At 44.9% G+C, this 22,769-nt stretch carries 20 protein-coding genes; 6 read left to right on the forward strand and 14 right to left on the reverse strand.

The genetic code is table 11. From position 1 onward, the window contains the following. Nucleotides 1–4 precede the first annotated feature (4 nt). The 4 genes from ACLSSO_RS10970 to ACLSSO_RS10985 all read right to left on the reverse strand — a co-directional run bounded on the left by ACLSSO_RS10970 (nucleotide 5) and on the right by ACLSSO_RS10985 (nucleotide 4,043). Entirely contained in the window at nucleotides 5–1,456 is a 1,452-nt protein-coding gene (locus ACLSSO_RS10970; RefSeq protein ID WP_295904747.1) for an ATP-binding protein, read from the reverse strand. An 87-nt stretch (nucleotides 1,457–1,543) separates the two neighbouring features. Continuing rightward, a complete protein-coding gene (locus tag ACLSSO_RS10975; RefSeq protein WP_295904744.1) occupies nucleotides 1,544–2,422 on the reverse strand; it encodes a site-specific tyrosine recombinase in 879 nt (292 codons plus the stop codon). A gap of 104 nt (nucleotides 2,423–2,526) precedes the next feature. Beyond that, a complete protein-coding gene (locus tag ACLSSO_RS10980; protein WP_340592023.1) occupies nucleotides 2,527–3,153 on the reverse strand; it encodes a hypothetical protein in 627 nt (208 codons plus the stop codon). 119 nt (nucleotides 3,154–3,272) lie between these two features. Then, nucleotides 3,273–4,043 carry a hypothetical protein gene (locus ACLSSO_RS10985; RefSeq protein WP_295904736.1) on the reverse strand — a complete coding sequence of 257 codons (771 nt, stop codon included), beginning with the start codon at nucleotides 4,041–4,043 and terminating at the stop codon, nucleotides 3,273–3,275. Nucleotides 4,044–4,414: 371 nt separating this feature from the next. Between ACLSSO_RS10985 and ACLSSO_RS10990 the strand changes: the two genes are divergently transcribed. From ACLSSO_RS10990 to ACLSSO_RS11000, 3 genes are read left to right on the forward strand one after another with little or no spacing between them, the layout of a single operon-like run. Next, nucleotides 4,415–5,380 carry a hypothetical protein gene (locus tag ACLSSO_RS10990; protein WP_413942805.1) on the forward strand — a complete coding sequence of 322 codons (966 nt, stop codon included), beginning with the start codon at nucleotides 4,415–4,417 and terminating at the stop codon, nucleotides 5,378–5,380. After that, on the forward strand, nucleotides 5,377–7,431 hold the full coding sequence (locus tag ACLSSO_RS10995; protein ID WP_413942806.1) for a type II secretion system protein J: 2,055 nt from the start codon (nucleotides 5,377–5,379) through the stop codon (nucleotides 7,429–7,431). Before ACLSSO_RS10990 ends, ACLSSO_RS10995 begins: the two co-directional genes overlap by 4 nt. Before the next feature lies 1 nt (nucleotide 7,432). Beyond that, nucleotides 7,433–8,368: a hypothetical protein gene (locus tag ACLSSO_RS11000; RefSeq protein ID WP_413942807.1), complete on the forward strand. Its 936-nt coding sequence runs from the start codon at nucleotides 7,433–7,435 to the stop codon at nucleotides 8,366–8,368. Nucleotides 8,369–8,561: 193 nt separating this feature from the next. Here the strand turns inward: ACLSSO_RS11000 and ACLSSO_RS11005 are convergent, their stop codons facing one another. From ACLSSO_RS11005 to ACLSSO_RS11025, 5 genes are all read right to left on the reverse strand, one after another. After that, the gene (locus tag ACLSSO_RS11005) at nucleotides 8,562–10,388 is read right to left on the reverse strand and encodes a hypothetical protein (RefSeq protein WP_413942808.1); all 1,827 of its coding nucleotides are present in this window, start codon (nucleotides 10,386–10,388) and stop codon (nucleotides 8,562–8,564) included. A gap of 36 nt (nucleotides 10,389–10,424) precedes the next feature. Continuing rightward, nucleotides 10,425–11,576 carry a SpoIID/LytB domain-containing protein gene (locus ACLSSO_RS11010; protein WP_413942809.1) on the reverse strand — a complete coding sequence of 384 codons (1,152 nt, stop codon included), beginning with the start codon at nucleotides 11,574–11,576 and terminating at the stop codon, nucleotides 10,425–10,427. An 83-nt stretch (nucleotides 11,577–11,659) separates the two neighbouring features. After that, entirely contained in the window at nucleotides 11,660–12,409 is a 750-nt protein-coding gene (locus tag ACLSSO_RS11015) for a slipin family protein (protein WP_295902414.1), read from the reverse strand. A 13-nt stretch (nucleotides 12,410–12,422) separates the two neighbouring features. Next, nucleotides 12,423–13,697, reverse strand: a complete 1,275-nt coding sequence (locus tag ACLSSO_RS11020) for an NfeD family protein (protein WP_413942810.1) — start codon at nucleotides 13,695–13,697, stop codon at nucleotides 12,423–12,425. Then, nucleotides 13,694–14,197 (reverse strand): hypothetical protein, encoded by a 504-nt coding sequence (locus ACLSSO_RS11025; protein WP_413942811.1) that lies wholly within the window; start codon nucleotides 14,195–14,197, stop codon nucleotides 13,694–13,696. The genes ACLSSO_RS11020 and ACLSSO_RS11025 overlap by 4 nt, the downstream gene beginning before the upstream one ends. Before the next feature lie 213 nt (nucleotides 14,198–14,410). On the opposite strand from ACLSSO_RS11025, the gene ACLSSO_RS11030 reads away from it, so the two are divergent. Beyond that, a complete protein-coding gene (locus tag ACLSSO_RS11030) occupies nucleotides 14,411–14,617 on the forward strand; it encodes a hypothetical protein (RefSeq protein ID WP_413942812.1) in 207 nt (68 codons plus the stop codon). On the opposite strand, the gene ACLSSO_RS11035 is transcribed toward ACLSSO_RS11030, so the two are convergent. Beyond that, entirely contained in the window at nucleotides 14,614–15,834 is a 1,221-nt protein-coding gene (locus ACLSSO_RS11035) for an MFS transporter (RefSeq protein WP_413942813.1), read from the reverse strand. The genes ACLSSO_RS11030 and ACLSSO_RS11035 overlap by 4 nt on opposite strands. Before the next feature lie 76 nt (nucleotides 15,835–15,910). Here ACLSSO_RS11035 and ACLSSO_RS11040 point away from each other — a divergent pair, with 76 nt between their 5' ends. Further along, a complete protein-coding gene (locus tag ACLSSO_RS11040) occupies nucleotides 15,911–16,315 on the forward strand; it encodes a hypothetical protein (RefSeq protein ID WP_295902424.1) in 405 nt (134 codons plus the stop codon). A gap of 15 nt (nucleotides 16,316–16,330) precedes the next feature. On the opposite strand, the gene ACLSSO_RS11045 is transcribed toward ACLSSO_RS11040, so the two are convergent. After that, nucleotides 16,331–16,756 carry a cupin domain-containing protein gene (locus tag ACLSSO_RS11045; RefSeq protein ID WP_295902425.1) on the reverse strand — a complete coding sequence of 142 codons (426 nt, stop codon included), beginning with the start codon at nucleotides 16,754–16,756 and terminating at the stop codon, nucleotides 16,331–16,333. A 92-nt stretch (nucleotides 16,757–16,848) separates the two neighbouring features. Here ACLSSO_RS11045 and ACLSSO_RS11050 point away from each other — a divergent pair, with 92 nt between their 5' ends. Beyond that, the gene (locus tag ACLSSO_RS11050) at nucleotides 16,849–17,205 is read left to right on the forward strand and encodes a winged helix-turn-helix transcriptional regulator (protein WP_295902426.1); all 357 of its coding nucleotides are present in this window, start codon (nucleotides 16,849–16,851) and stop codon (nucleotides 17,203–17,205) included. 3 nt (nucleotides 17,206–17,208) lie between these two features. Here ACLSSO_RS11050 and murJ read toward each other — a convergent pair whose 3' ends face one another. The 3 genes from murJ to uvrB are packed head-to-tail and all read right to left on the reverse strand — an operon-like array spanning nucleotide 17,209 to nucleotide 22,725. After that, complete coding sequence (murJ, locus tag ACLSSO_RS11055; protein WP_413942814.1) at nucleotides 17,209–18,771, reverse strand: murein biosynthesis integral membrane protein MurJ; 1,563 nt, start codon at nucleotides 18,769–18,771, stop codon at nucleotides 17,209–17,211. Then, nucleotides 18,768–20,660, reverse strand: a complete 1,893-nt coding sequence (uvrC, locus tag ACLSSO_RS11060; RefSeq protein WP_295902429.1) for an excinuclease ABC subunit UvrC — start codon at nucleotides 20,658–20,660, stop codon at nucleotides 18,768–18,770. The genes murJ and uvrC overlap by 4 nt, the downstream gene beginning before the upstream one ends. Next, nucleotides 20,647–22,725: an excinuclease ABC subunit UvrB gene (gene uvrB, locus ACLSSO_RS11065; protein WP_413942815.1), complete on the reverse strand. Its 2,079-nt coding sequence runs from the start codon at nucleotides 22,723–22,725 to the stop codon at nucleotides 20,647–20,649. The genes uvrC and uvrB overlap by 14 nt, the downstream gene beginning before the upstream one ends. Between the last annotated feature and the right edge of the window lie 44 nt (nucleotides 22,726–22,769).

Genomic DNA, 22,769 nt, shown 5'->3' on the forward strand with positions numbered 1-22,769 from the left:
TTTCCTAACATCCAAGACGTTTCAAGGCTTCAAATGGCAAATAGGTTGCCTTGAGGGCTTTTTCGACGTGCTTTGGAGTCAGCTTTTCAGTTTTTTCTAAGTCGGCATAGCTTCTTGCGACTCGGAGCGTTGCAAGATCGCGACGGCGAGATGCTAACTCTCTTGGGAAAAGCTCCTGCAAATAAAAGCTCGGCAAATCTTGGATAAGCTCTTCCCACTTCCAGCGGCCTGCTACTTTTCTGAAGCGCGGATCCTTCATAGCCATTTCACTTCGGAAGGCCCGGGCATCTTCCAAAGTTTTTAAAATTTCTACGCCGGAGATGACACCTCCGAGTTCTCGTTTTTGCGTAAAGAAGATCAACTGAAAACGATCCACCAAGGGCCCCGACAATCTTTCCATATAGGACTGACACTTTTTTAGAGATCTTCCGCAGACGACTTTGGCTTGTGGAACCCAATCTCCACACGGACATAAATTTGTTGTCGCAATCACCAAGGCTTCAGCGGGATGTTCTTCAATAAAACGTCCTCGTCGCAAGCGAATGCAAAACTCTTCCATAGGTTCACGCAAAGCTTCTTGCGCGCGAGGATTGAACTCCAACAATTCATCTAAGACTAAAACTCCTTTATGCGCTCTTGTGATCTCACCTTTAAAAGGAGGCACACCCCCACCAATGAGGCCGAGGGGCGACGTCGAATGATGAGGGTGAACCATGGGACGCCAACTTAAAGATTCTCCACCAGAACCTTTGTTGGATTTAATAATTTCATGGAGGTCTTCTTGCGAAGGAGCCTGCAATAACGAAAGCAATGTTTTCGCAATGGTGCTTTTACCGGAACCCGCAGGCCCCGCTAGAAGCAATGAATGCTCACCAATGGCGACAAGTTTTAACATCTCGGCTTGTCGCTCCGGAAATTCTAGATCAAGTCCAAACAAAGGACGTTCCACTTTATACTCTCTTGGCATTCCCGGAAGAATCTCTGGCGATGCTAAATCACGAAGTTCTGTCAAACGCGCGCGAGTGAAAGGAACTTTGTTTTCTTCAGAAGTTCCCGTCCAGACAGTGAGATCTTCAAGAGGATCAAAATCTTCTCGCAGATCATCGGGCTCAAAAACATTCCCATTTAAAGACAACTCCCCGTAAACCAACACGGATTCTTCTTGAGGCTTGGGAACTTGTTCACTTTCCCACAACAAACCCAGAGCTACAGCCAATTCTAAACCGCGCGAAGATTTTTTCAAATGCGATGGACGAAGATTGACCAGCACTTGTTGGGCTTTCGGAAATTCAAAACCTTGCGAACGAATCGCACTTTTAATTCTATGGATGCTTTCTCGAATGGCCTGATCAGGTAAACCTAAAAATTGAATTTGAGGAAGTCCCGGAATGAAGTTCAGCTCAACTTCCACAGGAACAAGACGGTCATTTTCGCGAATAAGGGATTGTATTTTCATGCACGGGCAACAAAGCAAAAGCGGGCCCGCAGTTAAAAGAAAAACAAAGGGCCTCTCAGCCAGAGGCCCTTACGAGGTTCGGACAATCTACTTTTCCACTTCCGACATACGCGAAAGAGGATGGTGATCTTCGATTGTTCGTGACATCGTATTGGTGGTCACATTCGTATAAATCTGTGTTGTCTGAATACTTGCATGTCCCAGCAACATCTGAATCGATCGCAAATCAGCGCCGCTTTCAAGAAGAGCCGTTGCACATCCGTGACGGAATCTATGCGGATTCACAGGCTCTGGAAAACCAGCTTTCGCCGACCATGCCGCCAACCATCTCCATACGTCAACGCGCGAAGGACGATGCCCACGATCATTGATCAAAATAGATGGAGAGTTTTCTTTAACCAAAGTAGGACGGTGCTCTTTCAAGTAAGCCGTGAGATTTTCAGCAAGTTTCTCTGTCAAAGGAACCAAACGCTCTTTGCTTCCTTTGCCGAGAACTTTAATCCAACGGTCTGTGGCATTGAAATCAACAATGTTCAAAGCAATCAATTCTGAAACACGGCAGCCCAATCCGTACAAGAACAACAACGTCAGTTGATTGCGCGCTGTTTTCACAGCATCTTGCACTTCGGCCGCATCAAACAACTGTTGAAACTCTTGCGGAGTAAGAACTTTAGGAAGCCCGACTTTCACTTTCGGCGGACGGAGTTCACGCAGCTCTTCGCATTTCATTCCGCGCGTTTCACAGAACTTAAAGTAAGTTCTCAATGAAGAAATCACGCGGGCTTGCGAACGTGTGGAGAGTTTATTTTTTTTCATAAACTCATAAAAGCCACTGACTGTTTTATTGGTTTTACGATACTCGATATAGAGTTCCAGGTCGCGGCGATATGCCATCACCGTATTCTGGGAACGTCCTCGTACGTTTTGCAGCTCATCAAAGAAGTCGATCCAAAGAGGTAATTCCATACTTCTTATTAGACCTAGACTTTTCTCTAAGCGCAAGAGCAAAGATGAAATAAAAAACCCCGGTTTTTTACGCCGGGGCTTGGTGATTCATTTTCAAGATCTTGTTAGTTGAAAATTCCGTAGAAAGTTTGTGAGCAGTTGTAACCGTTCACTCTTAGAACCGTCACCTTCGCGTAAAGTCTTTGACCTGAAGAAGTCAAAAGACCGCCCGCCATCATCGGATCTGGAGAGTCTACACGCATTTCAATGGAACCTGTTGTTGTCAAAAGAGTTGGGACTACGATATCGCCACCAGCAAATCCCATTTGACCCACAGAGTACGTTTGCAATGCATAAGTACCAGGTTGGATCACGCAGGAAGGATTGTAAGGGTCGATCTCTTGTCTTGCTACGACCATTTGTCCCTGCATCGCGATAGGTCCTTCGTAATTACGATAGTTATTACCTGATGCATTAGGAGTGATGCGTGTTGATTGACCAACCAATTGCATGTTTGAGAACGTGATATTTCCGTTCGCACTTTGCATTTGGAAAGTTGTCAAAACAACAGGTGTCGGAATAGAGCCCGCGCAGTTTGTGCATCCACTTCCATAAATTGGAGGGACCACTGCACCACCGCCGCCACCGCCGTTGTTACAAGCCGCCAAAGCGAGAACCATTCCCAGCGCTGCGAAAGCTCGTAAGATGTACTTTGCTGGAAAACTTAAAGTTTTATAGTTAAGTCTTTCCATTTTTCTTCTCCTGATATTCCGGGTTAAAAATCTTTCGTTAATCTTGTTAATTAAATCGTTAATTTAAGCTGCTTCAGTTCCGCGACCCGAGGTCGTTCCACTCTGCCGGCCTCCGCCGACTACTTCATAGCTGCCGCTTTGTCCAATCCGCTGAAAGTTCCCAACAATCTGTAGCCGTCGCCTGGGTATGGAGTGTTTTTGTTGATCACAGCTGAAGCGCGGCAGTTGTAAGGACCTTCGTAGATGTACCAGCATTTTCTGTAAGGTGATTGTTGAGCGTAAGATTGCGCGAAGTTTTTGTAGTACACGCGACCTGACACTGCACCTGAACCTTGAGCGTCACCTTGGTTGATATAGTTATCGAATACTAGAACGATCGCACCGTAAGCATCTTGGAAGAAAGCTGAGAAGTAGTACTTACCATTGATGATAAACCATCTGTTGAATTCAGCTTCCATAAGGCCCGCGTCTTTCAACTTATACATATCAACGTTAGTGCCTGAACCTGCTTCAAAACGACCTTCATAGTTGTAACCAGTATCTACGTAAGAGATTTTCACTGAACCTGCATAACGACCGTTTCCAGCGTTTTGCAAATCCACAGTCAACTTGAAGTTAGATGGATTGTTCAATGGATGCATTGCTACGTAAGAGTTAAACTCAGCAATAGATACTGGAGTGAAGTTCACTGTATTAGAACCTGTTGAAGAACCCGTTGAAGTTCCTGAACCAGGACCTTCTGGAGAAACAGGTGTTGAACCATCATTAGTGATTGGCTGATAAACTCCGTTTGCAGAGTTTGTTTGAAACTCATTGCTCTTACCGCAACCAACACCTGCAAGTGCAAACGCTGCTAGAAGGAAGATCAGTTTTGAGTTGAATGTTTTCATATCAGCCTCTCTTTAAGAAGTTCGGTTTTAAAAAGAACCTCTCACCAAGACTCTATTGCGATGCCTGTGCCAATCTTGCCTAACCCACATAACCCTCTGAAACCATGGATCTTTTATGAGGTTTCTCAGGGTGACACAAATGGGGGTTGAGCGTCTAATGTCTGCGGAAGGAGCGCAAAAAGGGCACACAGTCACATCTTGAGACATCTAAAAGTTCGACAAAAAACTAAATATTAGAGATCTTTCCTCGGTTTATCTCAAAACCCGCCGCTGAAAATTAGAGTTTTTCGAACAGCAACACTTAATTTTTTCAGCTCCATATAAAATCTCAAATTTTTAACGATAATAACTAGGTATGCTAAGGAGTCGAATTGTTTCCAGATCAACATGAAGACTTGAAAAACCAAAGAGGTTCCATTCTCGTCTACGTCCTCGTGATGATTGCGGCGCTTTCTATTTTTAGTATTTCGTTTAGCAGTACCATCACGAATCTTCAGAAACATGTGTCTCATTCTAAGACTTCCATCAATACGAATTTCGACTTAACTCAAATGGTCCGCTTGATAAAGCTACCTAACGGGTTGGCGGAGTCGGCAGGGCTTGCCGACAATAGTTTACTCTACACTTGTCTTAATGGTGGAACGACACCAACCTGTGCAGAGAATTGCTGTACTCACGGAACCACTTCCGGCTTTTATTATGTGGACCCGTCTGACACCAACACCAATGTTTCCCTTAAAAGAAGACTTCTCGGCCCCCAGAGTGCTCCGACGTTTTATCATTTCAACGGAGCTCCTTGTACACCGACGGCCAATAACTCGGCCGAATGTGCTTATAGCCTTTGGGGAACTTTTACAACAGTGTGCCCAGGAGGCTCGCCGACTTGCGAGCACGCAGAGCATTTAAAAATTTCCGCTCATTTGCGCGCCAATCCGAAGGCCTTTACCAATCAAGTTTTGATGAAGGATCAAGATGTGGATTTTATCTACTTCAATGATCGCAACTACAAACCTTCCATCGTTCCGATTCCAGATGTGACCCTTTATCTGGGCGACGGGATAGACAAGGAAGTTTCTGTCCTCGGTGACTCAGGCAACCCGTCCGAAATCCAAAATTTTGTTTTCACTAAATGTATTAGCGAAAATCCAGGAACGGTTCAACTCACGACTCCCGCAGATCAACCCTTCAGCGGAGGAGTTGCGAAAATCAGACTCAAGGCCATAGCACTGGGCGACGCAAAAATCACAATGCAAATCAGCGACGGTGCCCTTGAGAATAATCTTTCCAAAGAGTATTCATTGAATGTCAAAGTCATTCCAGGAGTTTCACCGCCATGAAAACTTCTTTAACCACCACAAAAGGTTTTACTCTTGTTGAAATCCTCGTCGCCCTGGGAGTTTTTAGTTTTGTCGTCACAGGAGTGATGTCTTTCTCGGCCTGGATTATTCGCTCTGTGCAAACAGAAGCTTCGAAGTCCGATCGAAACGTTGAAAATCTTGAAATGTTAAAACTCTTCACGCAGCCCGTTTATTTTGGCGCTTTAAGCAAGTACCCGGACAATGCGCAACTCAAGTCCTGCATGACAACGGACACCGTAGAGTGCGACAGCAGCGTAGAGTATTCTGTAAATCCTTTCGACTTAGCGACGAATCAACCGTTGGGTTTGGCCAGCGGTTCGGTAGATCCTACAATCAAAGATCAGGTTTTCTTTAAAGTTCACTGCCCCAACAATGCATTGAAATGTGATAAAGCAGACTACTTCACGGTGATTGTGAAAACGTACTTCGATCAACACGGAATTAGTTTTTCTAGCATTGAAAAACAAGGTGTCGTGGTTCCCGAGTTTAACAATGTTGTGACCTATGTACCCGATGCGACTTTAGCACCGGGGCGTCCCATCAACGTCCTTTTGTTTTTGGATAACTCTAACAGTATGGCTTTTGCAAAAGATCAAATTAAGGATGCTTTGGATGCCCTTATAAATAAGATTTCTAAGATGGATGTCACTTTGGGGATTTATACGTTAAGCACGTCATCATATTCAAAACCATCTTATTATTACTATGACAGCGATGGCCAGCAAGTCTTCATGACCGCGCCCCCTAAAACTCCTGGATTTGTTTATTACGAATTAGATACGGCCATAGCCACTTACCCCTCCCGATACACAAATCAAGATCCGTCATATCTTCTCACCTCGCTCGGTTCTTCCTACAGGACCTTCGAATTCCTCTCAACAGATTCCGACACCGTTAGAGCCACCAAAATAAGTGCGGTAAAAAATCTCGTGGAATACTTGCTTGCTAATCCTGGCGCCGGAATGGACACGCCTTTATGTAATTTAGTTCGTCTATTAGAAGCTCCCGGTCCGTTCGCTCCCTTTAATTTTGACTCTATGACTCCCACGGCGATGTTCATTATTTCAAACGAAGACGATGAGTCCAATGCTAAACCCAGTTACCAGGGCGGTTGCCAAAAATCTGAGACAATAAAATGGACAATAGATCCGGACTACTATCACTATTGGGGAAAAGCACAGACCTATAAAATGGACGTTGAAGCCAATGCCACGATGGACGGAGCTCCCTATCATGCAGCAGTGCCCATTACTTATGAAGTTCCTTACGACGCGACTAAAACCCCGGGCGCGGACTGTTTGACCGATGCAAACTCTAAGATCAGTCAAATTGAAACTGCCTTCGTTAATATTTATTCTGGTTTAGCATGGACATATAAAGTCGGTGACGGTTTCACAATCAAAAAATGCACCGTCGACAATTCCACTACAATACCTATCAGCTTGAGAAACCTGACCCCTCAGGATATCTGCCAGCAAATTGCCAACGGTCAGAAGAAGATGCAGGCCTCTTATATCGAAGGTAGCTGCTACGAAAACTTTCAACCCGGAGGCTCGGGCGCCACTGGTGGGCACATTAGCACAACCTCCTTTTTTTCATCAACAATAGACAATGTCGTTGATACGACTTACGCCGCCATTCAAAAAACTCTGGGCTTGGAAAATCTTTATTATACAGCGGTTGTTCATCCTGATGCCACGACTTGCACGATTACTCCGGGCTCTCAAGTGGGCACCCGCTACATGAATCTTGCAAAAAAACCAGGAGTGAAATCTTCCGTCATTCCGGTTTGTAATACGAGTTATACCGGACAAATGGATAAAATCGTTCAGTGGACCGAAGCCCTTGGCGCCAATGATATTCAACTCACACCATCTGTGGCCGCCAATATGAGTGGTGTTGAAATCGTCCGATCAGGAGTGACTATAAAACTTATTGCCAATGTAGATTATCAACTTTCCGGAACAGTTCTGATTTTCAAAACCGGGCTTCTTCAGCCCAACGATCTGATAAAGGTGTATTTAAAGTAACATGCTCAGAGACAATAAAGGACTCTCAGTCATTGAACTTATGGTCGGAATTGGCATTCTTGCTATATCTGCCGTCGTCGTTTTCATGCCTCAGATTGAAATTCAAAAAAGGATCTCTGACGTTGATAAAAAAGCTTCGCGAATTATACAAAACAACGATTTAAAACAAAAAATTCTCGCTACGGAAACGGCTCTTTCTCGAAGTGCCTTGGTCTCTCCTGAAAATGATGCTCTTTGTCCCTGCACTCAGGGCGGAAACTTTTTTTCAAGTTCGGCAACCAAGGTCTGCCTTCTTAGCCAGTGTCAGGCCAATCAAGATGTCTATTTTTCTTTTTTCGATCCCAAGGCGACGTCTTTGACTCGGCTCAGTGGAACGATGGCAGCTCCTGTCTATTACTCAAAATCGGGGGAACCTTGTCCTAACTCCGCAGCCCCGCCGGGAAGCGATCCTGAAAAGATCTGTGGATACAAGGCGGTTACAAAATACAGAGCCCACTGCCCTGGAGACCTATCCGCTTGTGATCATGCGGACTATCTCATTTTGACACTGGAGCTTTTTCCTTTGGAAGCTGGATCACAGCTTAAGTACGAAAAGACTCAGTTCATTTATTCAGTTCCTTTAAATTACAAACCTATCATCGCGGCGATTTCCGATCTTTCGCTAAACGTGGCCGAACAGAAAAAAATCGCCGTCACGGCGGATGCTGGGGACCCTTCAGAAATTCAAAAATTTATCTTTCAGTTATGCGAGAGCCAACAGCCCAACGTGGTCGAGGTTAAATGCTATAAGTTTGTAAATGGAGTGGCGCAAATCATTCTTACTGGAAAAGTCCCTGGCTCGACCCAGGTTCGTCTGCAAATCAATGACGGCGGGTTTGAAAACAATCTCTCAAATCCTCTCAGCTTCAACGTAACAGTCCCACCACCCCCTCCTTAAAAAAACTGTCTAAAAGTTCGACGAAAAAATAAATATTTAAGATTTTTCCTCGGCTTACCGAAATGGGATTTGTACAGAATTTATAAAGGAAATAGTCATGACAATCACAGCAACAAACGTATTGATCTTGGGCGCCGTTTTCATGTTCGCAGCCCGAGTCTTTTTGGGATTCTAATTTTTAGATTTTCGTTATTTAAAATTTTGCGTGCAGATAGATCATCCCCTGCACTTTCTTTTCCGTCGTTCCCATCACAGGACTGACCGGTCCGATAACTCCAAATGGAGTGATTTGATTTCCGCGTGTCTGCGAAACAGAAGCACCGATTTCCACGAGCTTGCTTAATTTCTTAGTCCAATCAATGTGAACCGAAGAAACTGGAACCGTGTCATAAAACGGGTCTTTGCTTTTATTTGAAACAATTCTGCCAAGGTCCGCACCAACTGAAAACGTACCCAGTTTTTCCGTTGGCACAACCGCCTTGATTGAATTTTTCAAAGCGACAGCGGAAGTCACATTCACGCCTTCAAGAAAATAAACGTCTGTTCCCACGACAAGGTAAGCTTCTTTTTTATCAGGTTTACTTGTGTCGTAGATCACGCCAATACGATCGTAAGTCGTGTTTAATTCTCCATGATGTGTTTGCTCAATATCGCGCGGCTGCCAACTCCACGTTCTATCCGCAGACACCGTAAGGTTCAGATCTTTCCATTGATGATCCACGCCCGCTTTGATTTCATTACGAACTCCCGAAGAGGTCGTCTTTTTCTGATCTCCGCCAGGCGGTCTTAAATCCAAAGCCACCGTGTTGATTTCAATTTTTCCAGTCGTATCATTGATACGCGCTTCCCCTTTTAAGTGAGAGCCGAAAAACAAACTGCTGCGCTCCCCTTCCTTAAATGTTCTTGTCATCGCATCATAACCGGGCGCTGAAATTTTTAAAGCACCACCATAAACTTCAGCCGTCGCACGCACTTCATCGACCAGCATTCCATCAGTAACAATGCTTGTTCCTGTGCGCGCTGAAACTCCGGCTGCTTCCAAACGGTAGGTGCCTTCGTCCGTCATCACCTTTGTTCCAAGCATGAATCCTTTCACGGAGTCTGATCCAAATTGCGCTGAAATCGTTTGTTCATTTTGGCTTGCTCTCACTGTCAGCGCCGCAGAGTCCGGTTTAAATCTTGCCACGCCTTCAATGGAGTCTTGCACCCACTGTGCTGTGGCAGGAACATACTCGTGCAATTTTCCAGGACGAGATTCCACGTACTGGGTTCCGGTAAGAACGCCAAGAACCTTAGACGAAACGTCGACCGCCGATTGAAGTGATTTTTGTTTTGTATTGTAGATTTGCGAATAGTTTTGAACGTAGTATTCGCCCGTTTTTGGGTCGCGGAAATGCAGGATCGCGTGACCTCCGGTATTGTCTTTTGTGAGATCTTGCTGCCATTGTCCATTGTGGCGACCGACAGCTTCAAAGCCTAAGTTCTTCGCCACTTCACCCAAGAGCTTGTGAATGTCTCCGCAGACTCCGCCTTCTTTAGCCGCTTTCACGGCATTTTGATAAACGGATTCCAGATTTTTATTTTCTTTGCCTGTTTCGCTATAACCATTCGACAGACGACTTCCCAGCATGCTTAAGAATAATAACTTTTCCTCTGGTTTTAATCCCGCGATATTGCCTTTAGTAAATTTCAAAGCGTTGTCAAGATTGCTTTGATTTAAAAACTGCGTGTAATAGCCATTCACCACCACAAGGCGCTCATTAGAAATATTTAGATCTTGCGGATTTTTGAAAACAACATCGAGTTCTTTACCAACGACTTTGGTATCAGCGATAAAATAAGCATCCACCCATTTTGAATTGCCAGCCTTCAAAGCTTTAGCGACTTTTTCTAAAGCGTTGACGGGTTTACTTTCTTCCGTCGTGCAGGTGATGCAAGGCCCTTCTGCTTCTGTTGCAAAAAGCGAGATGGAAAATCCCAAAACCCCTACGACGCTGGTAAGAACGATCTGTTTTCTCATATCGTTCTTTTCGGGAAAATGGACGTGAAACTGAAACTACTTAAGTCGAGCTAATGGATAATAATGCGTTAGGATTTGTTTATAATTGCGACCACTTTGTCCCAAGGCTTTACTGCCCCACTGACAAAGGCCTACGCCGTGACCGAAACCCTGTCCTTGAAACAGAAAGCTTTCGCCGATTTTTTTCATTTCAAAAAGCGAGCTGCGCAAATCCTGGAATCCCAAGAGTTGACGAAAGTCATTGGCAGAGATCAATTTCGATGGAGCATCATTGAAAGCCACCCGCACAGCTTTGATACGGTTTTCTGATGGAATTTTAATAAACTCCAGGGAAGAAAAATTCTCGACATGCAAACGACGGCTCAGTTCTTCTTTGCTAAGGTTGAGCTTCCAGTGGGCTCGGGGATTTGTCGGGCACGACGTGTCCACCGTTGTTCCCGCGTTCACGCCATAGTTCCAGACATTTTGTGGAGTCGTCGTTTTACCTCCGCAATCCGAATGAAAAAAGGCTTTAAGAACTTTGTTATTGGAAGCGTAAAGTTTCACTCCTTCAGTTTCACGAACCGCTTGAACGGCTTTTTTGATGAGCGGATCATTTTCGTCTTCCGCAAGCACGTGACGAAACACTTGATCTAGAATGCTGCTTTCCAAGTGATACGGTTTATCTTTGCGTTCTTCCATAACGGCCAAAGCATAAGATCTTGCCGCCACCGCTTGCGCTTTCAAGGTCTCTAGCGGCCACGACAACGGCATTTCGCTGGCAAGAACTCCGACGACGTAATCTTCAAGAGGCATGACTCCCACAACATCAACGTTCTTGTTTGCGTTCATGTTGAGAAGAACTCGCGACGGCAATGCTTGCGAACCGACACGAAGATTCTCTCCTTGAATAAGGAGGTATTTTTCAGAGAAAAGGTGTTCGGGATCTTGGTTGTTCACACGCAAGGCCCAAACTTTTTTTCCTTCTTTTTCTAGCAAACGAACTTCAGCCTGTGCATTTCTTGGTATGGCGACAGGCTTATAAGGTTGATTGAGATTTTGAAAACGAAGAGCTAAACCTGTGATTTGAACTTTCTTAGGCGCACTCATCAGGCGCACTCGAACAACCTCGGAAGAGGCTGATCGCGCATCCGATAGAAAACTGACATACACAAAGATGAAACACAAAGAGGCCCAAATCAGTTTCACTGCAATTTCCATCCATAGAAATTTGCCAAAACTTCATGTTCTGACCTCTTAATTAAACCTCATCCATCCAGGAGGATGAAAGTCTAGTTTTTCTTTTGCATCTCAACTAGCGGCTTAATGATGTCCAGCGGCAAAGGGAAAATGATTGTATTGGATTTGTCGCCAGCAATTTCCGTTAAAGTCTGCATATAAGCGAGCTGCAATGCAGAAGGTGATCCTGCCAAAGTCAACGAAGCCTCTTGAAGCTTTTGTGCTCTTTGCACTTCCCCTTCGGCACTAATGACTTTCGCACGACGTTCACGCTCTGCTTCCGCCTCACGCGCCATCGCCCTTTGCATTTCTTTTGGCAGATCGATTTGTTTTACTTCGACCATCGTGACTTTAATACCCCACGCCTCGGTGTGCTTGTCCAAAATACCTTGCAGAGCTGAATTGATTTTATCACGGTGCTCGAGCACATCATCAAGCGGGTATTGTCCCATCACCGAGCGCAAAGTCGTTTGCGCCAGCTGGCTTGTCGCAAAATAATAATCTTCAATTTTTGTGATTGCTTCAAGAGGAGACACCACTTTGAAATACACAACGGCATTCACCTGCATACTCACGTTGTCTTTTGTGATGACATCCTGAGGTTGCACGTCCATCGCCACAGTACGCGTGTCGATTTTGATCATACGCTCAACAAATGGAATAAGAAGAATCAGCCCGGGGCCTCTAACACCGACGGCTTTACCAAGACGAAGAACAACACCACGCTCCCAATCGTTTAGAATTTTGATCATGGAACTTAAGATGATCCCGCCAATAACAATTATCGCTATTAAAAATTCCATTTGCACGTACTCCTTATTTTACTTTCTTTACATTCAATGTGAGTCCCTGTCTTGCAGTGACATGCACTCGATCGTTTTCTTTTAATGAATCCTCAGAGACAAACTTCCACGTTTCTCCCATGATTTGGATCTGCCCACGATGGCCGTTGGCTTCGACTGTCACCACGATGCCATCTACCTTTGTTAGGTCCGAATCAACATCACTGGATTTGTGACGAATCGTTTTTACTGCGAGATATCCGACTGCTAAAAAGAATAATCCCAACACTGAGACTACAGAAATAATTAATGAAAGCGGAAGAGTGTATCCCGTCGTCTGAGCATCAAATAGAAATAAACTTCCGACAAACACGGCGATCAATCCTCCAATACCGAGTGCCCCAAAGCTTGGCAGGAAAATTTCTAAAATCAAAAAAGCTATTCCTAAAAGAATGAGCGCAAGTCCTCCCCACGCTACATCTAGTTTGTGGAAAGCCACCAAAGAAAGAAGCAAACCAATTCCGCCAATCACGCCCGGAGCGATCATTCCAGGATGGGTGATCTCAACATAAAGAAGTGCTAAACTTCCCATGAATAACAAATACGCAAATTCGGGATCTGCGATAAAGCTTAGAACTTTATAGCGCAAGTCTGGTGTGAACTCTTGGAGATCACCTACTTTTACGGCGAGTTCTTTTTTCTCATCCACTAAAACAATCCGACCTTGCGCCTTTTGCAGAAAATCGATTTCATTTCCTGCCAATATATCCAAGGCTTTTTCTTTAACGGCGTCTTCTACACTTAAAGCGCGCGCCTCCGTCACAATTTCTTTTGAGAACTTCAAACTTCGCCCGCGCAGTCTTGTCACACCTTCCATCCAACTGACGGTGTCGTTCACAAGTTTTTTGCGAAGGTCTTCTGGCGTATTTTCTCCCGTTCCTAAAATCGGTGTAGCCGCGCCAATATTTGTGGCGACAACACCACCGTTCACATGACAGGCCTGTAGAATAATAGCTCCGGCACTGCCCGCATGACCTCCACTGGGCGTGATCAAACAAAGATAAGGAATCGGAGACGCTAAGATGCGCTCCACAATCAAACGCGTGCTCTGCAGGCTTCCGCCGGGAGTATTCATTCGCACGTAAATGGAATCGCACTTGTTCTCTTTGGCTCTCTTCTCAGCGCGCTCTAAATAGTCCGTGGTCGAAGCCGAAATAGCTTCGTTGATTGTCACGCCGACGGTGCAATTGGCCTGAGCTTTAAAAGTTCCCAAAAAAAGGACGCATAAAAAAAGAGCCAGGTTTTTCATAAGCCCAGCTCCCTCATCACTTTTTGCAAATCGTTCCACACGACTTTCTTTGCTCCGGCATCTTCGAGTAGATACGCAGGGCTGTAGGTTTCTATCCACTTTCCAGGGCCCTTAAAAATCAACTCGCCAATATCTTTAGGAAAAGAACTAAAAACTACGACCACTTTGCTTTCACAAATTTTTGCAAGTTCGGAGGGAAGCTGCGAGCGGTCATCAACAGTGCAATCCAACTCTAGCACTTGGATGTTTTTTAATTTCATCGCCGCTTTCATTTTATCGAAAAGATCGCGCACGTCTTTATTGAAAAAACTTTCTTTGGCTTGAGTCAGGATGTTTAGAAAAACCAACTCGTAGTGCTGAAAGTCGTGAGCTGTGAAAGGACCTTCTGCTGAAAAAAAACGTGTCTTAACCTCGTCACCTGTGCGACCAGCTTCCGCTGGAGACAGCATGACATTTTGAAGTCCAAGAACGTCCTGCAGATATTGAATATAGTCTTTCATTTTCAGCCCCAATTGAGCGCATTTTACTCTAGACTAAAGGCGGTAGACTAATAAAACCGGAGGCTAATGCGGCGCTCAAGAGATGTGAGGTTACATATATGGGTTTTGGTGCTGCTTCAGCTTCGGGCCGTTGGCCCTGCGCTCTGCCGGCATCCGCCGAGGTCTCAAGTTGAGACAAAACTTGCCGATAAGATCTCAAGACATGGAGGTCGCATGGAAGTTTTCAGATTCAACATAATTCCCACTGAAGAATTTAATAAAAGAGAAGATTTCCGCAAAGCTGTTAATAACTGCGAAATTTGTGGGGCGGCTCTTGAGTTTAGCTATAAGCAGGAAAATGCTTTTGCAGTTCTTCAGGAAGAAGCAAAGTGTTCATGCTGTGATTCTGAAAAAGAGCCGACTCGTCACCGCGTGCATTAAAAGGCGGCACGCAGGCCTTTCGCAAAACCGATCAGCATTAAAAGAATTCCGGCAATAAGAAGAGCCATCGATGAGTGGCTCAATTTTGCAATCGCTCCCCACGTGACAGAACCTAATGCCATTCCTGCATAGAATACTGCCAGGAAAACTCCAAGCATCGTGGCTTTTAAATGAGATTTTCCTGTGATCTGTCTTGAACTCATGTTCATAAGTGTGGCTAACACCAGCCACCCCGTCCCACCCAAGAACATCGCTGCACATAAAAACCAGTAACTAGGTGCAAAACCCAAAATCAAAACTCCCAGTGCATAGATGATATAAGAGCCCGCTAAAGATTTGTGAGTGCGGTGCGGAAGCATGATTTTATCCGATAAAATTGCACTGAGGCACGCGCCTAAGCCAAAGAAACCTAAGAGTGACCCGTATTGCAGGGAGCTGAGTCCCATCTCGACGCGACCTCTTGTTGGATATAGGGCCCAGAGTGAAGAAGCACAAAACGTGACAAGAAAAATTTCGATCCAGAGTTTTAAATTGTGCAGAGAAAAAAGTGGAATCCAATCTTCGGGTTGGAGTTTTATTTTCGATGCTGCTTCAGCTCCGGACCGCTGATCCTGCGCTCTGCGGGCGTCCGCCCCGGATACCGGCCAGCGATAGAAAAAAATGATGAGACCTAAAAAGGAAATACTATTCACAAGAAAGGCACTACCGGGACCGAAACCGCTTAAGAGACCTCCACCGATTGTGGGTCCTAAGACGCGTGTGATGTTGATACCCATGTAGTAAACAAGCACAGCTTGCGCTTGCAAATGCGAAGGAACTAAATCAGTAAGTACCGACTGAAATGCTGGATTTGTTAAGGCGAGTCCAATACCCATCACAACAGACAATCCTAAGAGGCTGAGCTCTGTGACTTTTTCTTGCCAAACTAAATACGCTAAAAGACCTGCGGCAAAAAACATAAGACCTTGAGCGAAAAGCAAAATATTTCTGCGATGACCAAGGTCCGCGACGTATCCTGCTGGAATACTTAAAAATAAAATCGGCAAGCTGCCTGAAAAAGAAAGAAGAGAAATCACAAGAGGTGATGTATTTAAATGTGTCATCACCCATCCGGCAGCCACATCTTGAATCCAGGTTCCTAAATTTGACAAAAAGGCACAGATCCAGAAAGACCTATACATGGAAAATTTCATCGGAGACCAAACAGATTCGTTCATGACATCTGAATCATACAACGGAAAAACTTTGCGGGCGACCTTTGTTTCAGAAAAAATAAAAGTATCAGGAGGCCCTATGAAACTCTTAATGAGTATTTTACTCGGGTTTTTTCTTTCTCTTCCGTGCTTCGCCAAATCAGATGCGGTAGAAATTTCGGTCAGCCCTTCCTCTCTTTCCTCACAATCAGGCCGCTACTATTATTATAACTTCGGAAACGTACGCCTGAATTTCAGCGAGTGGGCCGACATCACTCTGCGCAATACGGGGGTGGAGCCTTTAAATATTCGTGGCGTCTTCATTATGGGTTCTGGTTATTGGGCATGGAGCAACTGCCCGAACTTTTTAGTTCCCGGACAAACCTGTCTAACCCGAGTGGAGTTCCGTCCTTGGTACGAAGGCTACTTCACTGGCCGCCTTCGCTTTGCTTTTTGGGATGACAGTATCTATGTCGACCTGTACGGCTGGGGTGTGCGTTGGTAAAATTTCTTCGAGAACTTACGGTTGGGACACTCGAACACCATCTTCAATAGTATTCCCATTCATAGTTCCAGCCTTTGCTTGAATCACAATAAAAACAAGTTCATCTGCCTTGGAACTTCTCCAAGTTCGTACGCCATCAGGTGAAACTCGAACTGCGGAACCTTCCTGAACATCGAACCACTCTCCATCCACGCAAAATTCGCCTTTTCCCTTGAGGAACAGATACAGCTCCTCATTTTCGCGGTGTTTGTGACTAAAAGGCATTGCACCACCAGGTGGCAATTTATTGATCGACACCTCCATACTAGAGAGATCCAAGATCTCTTTTAAAAAATTCTTTCCAGGGACTTTTGTTCCTAGCTTTGGGTGTTCAAAAAAATACTGATCAATATTTGCGAAAGGTCCAAAATCAGTAAAAGCGAAGTTGTTTCCAGATTTCATAAAAGCTTCCTTCTTCAAAACGATTTGACTTTTTAAAGTGCGGTGATATTTTCATAGTGACTTGTAATTTGCAAGTCACTCGTGGAGATCCAATGCGCTCTGTTAATTTAAAGAGATCTATTTGTCCTATTACAAACCTGCTCGATATTGTCGGAGACAAATGGACCCTTATCGTCATAAGAGATCTATTTTTAGGAAAACGGCGGTATGCGGAATTTATAAATTCGAAAGAGAAAATTCCCACGAATATTCTTGCGGATCGACTGACCCGGATCGAGGAATTCGATCTGGTAACGAAAATTCCTTATCAAACGAATCCCTTAAGGTTCGAATACTCTCTGACAGAAAAAGGAAAGGCACTGGAACCCGTCCTTAATGAAATGGCGAAATGGGGGCTACGCCACGTAAAAGGCACCAAGCTCTTTCCCAAAGTTTTACCTGAGACATAATAGCTATTTAATTCGGCGGAGAATTTTTTGCAGAAGACTGTGAGCCTGTTCGATTTTCGCTGCATAGCCTAGAGTGAAATAGAGAACTCCATAGATGGAAAGCCCTACGATCGCGCGCCAAATAATGTGGATACTTTTTTCCATTCCGTAGTGAACGACTGCTGCACCTGCTCCAGCGCTGAGAAGTGCGATGACCCATACTTTGACTTGGTATTTGAAGCTTAAACCTGTTTTTCCGATTTTTTTATTTAGGGCTTTTCTCAAGAAGTAGAATTCGATCCACCCGGCAAGTCCTGCGGAAGCCGTTAGTCCCGGCGTTCCCCATTGGGAATCAAAACCCAAAGCTTTCGGTAGATAGAAGGCAAAAAGAACTCCCAACAATGTTGTGAAGATTACCCGCACAATCGCAAACTGCAATGGAGTTCTTGTGTCTTTCAGCGAGTAGAATGTGGAAGAATATAGACGCCCCAATGTCGACGCCAGTAAGCCTACTGTGGAACCCGCTAAGACCATCCACACATAGCGTGTGTTTTCTTCTTGGAACTCCCCTGTTTGAAAAACCGCGCCGACGATTAAATTTCCTAAAAGCAAAAATCCCACAACCGATGGAATGATAAAGAAAGCAATTTGTTCTAAGCCGCGGTTAAGTCTTCCTTGCAGGTATTCTTTGATTTCGTGCTCAGAACCTGTCGCTTGCGACATCGCCGGAAGTTCCGCAACAGAGACGCTCATCCCAAAAAGACTTACTGGCAGCAAATAAAGAGTCTGCGCATAAGCCAATGCTGAAACCGCGCCCGTTGGCAAAAGGCTCGCCAGCATATTGTCGATATAAGCGCTGATTTGCACAACTCCGCGAGAAATCACCACAGGAACAAAGTTTTTAACCACGGTTCTTACATGACTGATTTGTGTATTTAAAGAGGGGTAAATCTTTTTACCCAAGCGAAGTGCCGAAGGAAGCTGTATCGCAAATTGCAAAAAGCTTCCCGCAACCAAGCCCCACGACACTGTTGTGGCTAATTCAAACTGTCCTTGCTTAGAACCCCAGATTGCCAGAGTTGCGATAATAGTGACATTCCAAATAACGGGAGCGACATAAGAAAGAAAAAACTTGCGATGAGAATTTAAAACTCCCAAACACCAAGCCGACATAACAAGAAAGCCCGTCCCGGGAAAAAGAATCTGCACGATCTTGATCGTCAACTCTCGTTTTTCCCCTTGGAACCCTGGAGCAATCAAATCAATCAAAAAGGGAGTTGCAAAAACACCGACTAAAACCAAAAGTGATGTCATTACGAAAAGCAAGCTTCCGATGACGGAAGCCACCTTTGCAGCTTCTTCGTCATGTTTTTTTGCTAAGAGCTGCGCATAGACGGGAATAAAACTCGCAGAAAGAACGCCTTCTCCGAAAAGGTTCTGCAAGAAGTTGGGAATCTTAAGAGCCGCCTTAAAAGCATCCCCGGCGTCGGAGTTTCCAAAGAAGTGAGCGAAAACACGTTCACGGACAAGACCCGCAATACGACTTAAGAAAATTCCCAAACCCACTAAAAGGGCATGACTCTTCACTCTTCAACCTCAGCTTCTTCTTCATCCGGTTCATTTAATTGAAGCAGAATACGCTCTGCCAGCACCCGATTAAAGCCTTTAAGTTGCGCAATCTCTTCAGGTACCGCCGTCTTGATTTCATCAATAGAGTTGAAATGAGTCAAAAGAACTTTCTTTCTTTTTTCACCTAAACCCACCACGTAATCAAGTTCACTCTCTAAAGAAGTCCCTTCACGCAGCTTACGATGATAAGTGATGGCGAATCGATGGGCCTCGTCGCGGATGCCGGTCAGGATGTGCAAAGCTTCCGCATTGTGCTTAAAGGTCACAGGATTAGCCCGGCCTGGAAGGAAGAATCTTTCTTCCGTAGACTCAACTTCCTGCTTTTGGAAGTCACTTTCGGTGCGCGCCTTCGCCAGACCCACAACCGGGATATCGTTTCGTCCAATTTCAGTTAGAATTTTAATGGCCTGAGCCAACTGCCCCTTACCACCATCGATCACAATCAATTGTGGATCATCATATTCCGTATGCTTAAAGCGGCGACTTAAAACTTCATACATGGAAGCAAAGTCATCAATGCCCTTCACCGTTCTAATTTTATAACGACGATAGTGCTCTTTCGCTGGAACACCTTCTTCAAAGACAACCTGAGACGCCACGGTCTCTGCTCCTTGGAAGGTCGAAATATCGTAACACTCGATACGACGAGGAAGTTCTGGTAAATGTAGTTTCTCTTTGATCTCATCCAAACCACGAAGTTTTTCTTCGGATTTAGAAACGTATTTCAAGAAATGAGATTTAGAGTTTTCATTCGCCATTTCCACTAAATTACGCCCGCGCTCATCCGTTGCGAAACGCACGACAGATTTATTACCCGAACGCTCTTTGAGAACTTCGGCCATCAATTTTGTTAAATCGCTGCCAATATCAAGCGGCAACAACACCTCATCAGGAATAAAGTTGTCTTCGTAATACTGATTGAGGAAGTCTACCAACCATTCACGTGGATCTTCGCCCGCATCATTAGGATCAAAGTGAGGTAAGAAATGCGATCTTGTACCGATCACGCGACCGGCACGAACGTGGACTGTTTCCACAAGACATCCTCGCTCATCACCATAAAAACCAACGGCGTCTTGGTCTTTTTCCGAGGTGTCGTTAATCACCGCTTGTTTTTCCAAGATGGCTTTAATCGCCTGAACAGAGTCACGCAAACGAGCGGCGACTTCGAATTTTTCTTCTTCCGCCGCTGTCATCATTTTTTCTGTGATACTTTTGATGACCTTCTTGTTTTGGCCTTTTAAGAAAAGTTTCGCGCCTTCAACTTCTTCTCGATAGTCTTCTTTGGAAATATACTCCACACACGGAGCCGTACAGCGACCGATTTGATAAGTCATACAAGGACGAGTGCGTGTCTTAAACATAGCATCGCCACAGTCGCGGATTTTAAAAGTGCGGTTCAGAAATCGAATTGTCGCTTGAACGGCAAAGCCTGAAGTGTACGGACCGAAATACAAAGAACCGTCTTTTTTCACCTTACGCGCCAAATACAGACGCGGATACTCATCACTCCATGAAAAACGAATGTAAGGATAAGCTTTATCATCACGCAGACGAATATTGTATTTGGGTCGATGTTTCTTAATGAGCGAAGCTTCAAGCAGGAACGCTTCCACTTCGGTTTTTGTCAGAATGTATTCAACTTCACAGATATTCGAAACGAGCAATCGCGTTTTTGGAGAGTGATCCTTGTTATCTGTGAAATAACTTCGAACGCGATTGCGCAGATTTTTCGCTTTTCCGATATAGATAATTTTATCGGAAATGTTTTTCATAAGGTAAACCCCACTCTGCGTGGGGAACTCTTTAACCTTATCCCGGCATTCGTCGAATTTACTTGAGGCCATCCTTAACAACCTCCGCACTGTCCGATTCGACTTCACCGCTTCTTAAATTCAACTCCGTAATTTGCAGACGCTTGATTTCATCGCGGATTTTCGCCGCCTCTTCAAACTCAAGGTTCGCCGAGTACTCTTTCATTTTCGCACGCAGCTTTTCGATCTCTTGTTGGATCTTTTCAGGATGATGCGCAAATTTATTTTTCATCGCACCGGCTTTAGCTTCACCTGTAAGAACCGTATTCGCCAAAGTCCCGTCAAAGACCTCGCCAAGACCTTCTTTGATTCTTTTACGGATCGACTGCGGAGTAATACCATGAGCTTGGTTGTACTCCTGCTGAATACGACGACGACGGTCCGTTTCCCCGATCGCCTTCTGCATGCTTTCAGTGACGGTGTCACCATAAAGAATCACACGACCATTGATGTTTCTCGCCGCACGGCCAATTGTTTGAATCAAAGATCTTTCCGAACGCAAGAAGCCTTCTTTATCCGCATCAGTGATGCCGACAAGACTGACTTCTGGAATATCCAAACCCTCACGCAAAAGATTGATCCCCACAAGAACATCAAAGACACCCAAGCGCAGATCACGCAGGATTTCTGTTCTCTCCACTGTTTGAATATCACTGTGCAGATACTTTACTTTGATTCCCAGACTTTCATAATACTCGGTCAAATCTTCCGCTGAACGTTTTGTCAAAGTCGTGATAAGCACACGCTCTTTGTTTTTAATACGTTCACGGATCTCTTTCAGAAGATCGTCGACCTGATGTTTCACCGGACGAACTTCAACGATAGGATCAATCAAACCCGTCGGACGAATGATTTGTTCAACGATGATCCCTTCGGACTTTTGCAATTCATAAGTTCCAGGAGTCGCCGAAACATAGACGACCTTATCCATCATGCTTTCAAATTCTTGAAAGTTCAGAGGTCTGTTGTCCAAAGCCGAAGGCAAACGAAAACCGTGTTCCACCAAAGTGGATTTACGAGCGCGGTCTCCACGATACATCCCCCCAATCTGCGGGACGGTGACGTGAGACTCATCAATGAACGTAACAAACTCTTTAGGGAAGTATTCAAGCAATGTTGGAGGCGGCTCCCCCGCTCCACGTCCCGTCATATGACGAGAGTAGTTCTCAATCCCCTGACAGAAACCCATTTGCTCCATCATCTCGATGTCATAATAAGTTCTTTGTTCCAGACGTTGAGCTTCCAAGAATTTCATTTCTTGATTCAAGACAACCAAACGCTCACGCAATTCTTCTTGAATTGTTTTAATCGCGCGCTTTAAGTTATCATCACTAGTGACGTGGTGACTTCCCGGGTAAATACCGATCTGATCGATCTCTTCCAGCACTTGGCCTGTCAAAGGATCAATCCACGAAAGTCTTTCGATAAAATCACCAAAGAACTCGACACGAATCGCACGCTCTTCTTCGTACGGAGGAAAGATCTCAACATTATCCCCGCGCACACGCACGGTGCCGCGAGAGAAGTCGACGTTGTTTCTTTGGTACTGAATACGAATAAGTTCTCTCAGCAAATGATCGCGCTTCATTTCTGTATTAGAAACGATTTGAATCATCATGCCTTCATACGCTTCGGGAGAACCCAAGCCGTAGATACAAGAAACCGAACTCACGATGATCACGTCACGACGATCAAACAAAGAACGCGTCGCCGAGTGGCGCATACGATCGATCTGCTCATTGATCGCAGAATCTTTTTCAATGTAAGTATCTGTCGAAGGAATATAAGCTTCCGGCTGATAGTAATCGTAGTAACTGACAAAGTACTCAACCGCATTGTGAGGGAAAAGCTCTTTGAACTCCGCATACAACTGCGCTGCCAAAGTTTTATTCGGAGCCAGCACCAACGCCGGCTGATTTAACTTTGCAATCGTGTGTGCCATCGAAAAAGTTTTTCCCGATCCCGTCACACCTAACAATGTCTGATGCTTCAAACCCGCATCAAAGTTTTCCAGCATCTGCTGAATTGCGCGCGGCTGATCCCCAGAAGGTTTAAACTCCGACACCAATTGAAAGTTCTTTTTATAAGTAGAGCCCATCCCTCTAAGCCTACCATAATTTCAAAAGGTGCCTGCTTCTTTTT

It is taken from the genome of Bdellovibrio sp. HCB-162 (assembly GCF_047344985.1).
Taxonomy (GTDB): domain Bacteria; phylum Bdellovibrionota; class Bdellovibrionia; order Bdellovibrionales; family Bdellovibrionaceae; genus Bdellovibrio.

What these genes read in the sequence shown, in the direction of transcription:
- ACLSSO_RS10970 (WP_295904747.1), bottom strand. Translation starts at nt 1,456, where the DNA reads ATGAAAATACAATCCCTTATTCGCGAAAATGACCGTCTTGTTCCTGTG.
- ACLSSO_RS10975 (WP_295904744.1), bottom strand. Translation starts at nt 2,422, where the DNA reads ATGGAATTACCTCTTTGGATCGACTTCTTTGATGAGCTGCAAAACGTA.
- ACLSSO_RS10980 (WP_340592023.1), bottom strand. Translation starts at nt 3,153, where the DNA reads ATGGAAAGACTTAACTATAAAACTTTAAGTTTTCCAGCAAAGTACATC.
- ACLSSO_RS10985 (WP_295904736.1), bottom strand. Translation starts at nt 4,043, where the DNA reads ATGAAAACATTCAACTCAAAACTGATCTTCCTTCTAGCAGCGTTTGCA.
- ACLSSO_RS10995 (WP_413942806.1), top strand. Translation starts at nt 5,377, where the DNA reads ATGAAAACTTCTTTAACCACCACAAAAGGTTTTACTCTTGTTGAAATC.
- ACLSSO_RS11000 (WP_413942807.1), top strand. Translation starts at nt 7,433, where the DNA reads ATGCTCAGAGACAATAAAGGACTCTCAGTCATTGAACTTATGGTCGGA.
- ACLSSO_RS11005 (WP_413942808.1), bottom strand. Translation starts at nt 10,388, where the DNA reads ATGAGAAAACAGATCGTTCTTACCAGCGTCGTAGGGGTTTTGGGATTT.
- ACLSSO_RS11015 (WP_295902414.1), bottom strand. Translation starts at nt 12,409, where the DNA reads ATGGAATTTTTAATAGCGATAATTGTTATTGGCGGGATCATCTTAAGT.
- ACLSSO_RS11020 (WP_413942810.1), bottom strand. Translation starts at nt 13,697, where the DNA reads ATGAAAAACCTGGCTCTTTTTTTATGCGTCCTTTTTTTGGGAACTTTT.
- ACLSSO_RS11025 (WP_413942811.1), bottom strand. Translation starts at nt 14,197, where the DNA reads ATGAAAGACTATATTCAATATCTGCAGGACGTTCTTGGACTTCAAAAT.
- ACLSSO_RS11030 (WP_413942812.1), top strand. Translation starts at nt 14,411, where the DNA reads ATGGAAGTTTTCAGATTCAACATAATTCCCACTGAAGAATTTAATAAA.
- ACLSSO_RS11035 (WP_413942813.1), bottom strand. Translation starts at nt 15,834, where the DNA reads ATGAACGAATCTGTTTGGTCTCCGATGAAATTTTCCATGTATAGGTCT.
- ACLSSO_RS11040 (WP_295902424.1), top strand. Translation starts at nt 15,911, where the DNA reads ATGAAACTCTTAATGAGTATTTTACTCGGGTTTTTTCTTTCTCTTCCG.
- ACLSSO_RS11045 (WP_295902425.1), bottom strand. Translation starts at nt 16,756, where the DNA reads ATGAAATCTGGAAACAACTTCGCTTTTACTGATTTTGGACCTTTCGCA.
- ACLSSO_RS11050 (WP_295902426.1), top strand. Translation starts at nt 16,849, where the DNA reads ATGCGCTCTGTTAATTTAAAGAGATCTATTTGTCCTATTACAAACCTG.
- uvrC (WP_295902429.1), bottom strand. Translation starts at nt 20,660, where the DNA reads ATGGCCTCAAGTAAATTCGACGAATGCCGGGATAAGGTTAAAGAGTTC.
- uvrB (WP_413942815.1), bottom strand. Translation starts at nt 22,725, where the DNA reads ATGGGCTCTACTTATAAAAAGAACTTTCAATTGGTGTCGGAGTTTAAA.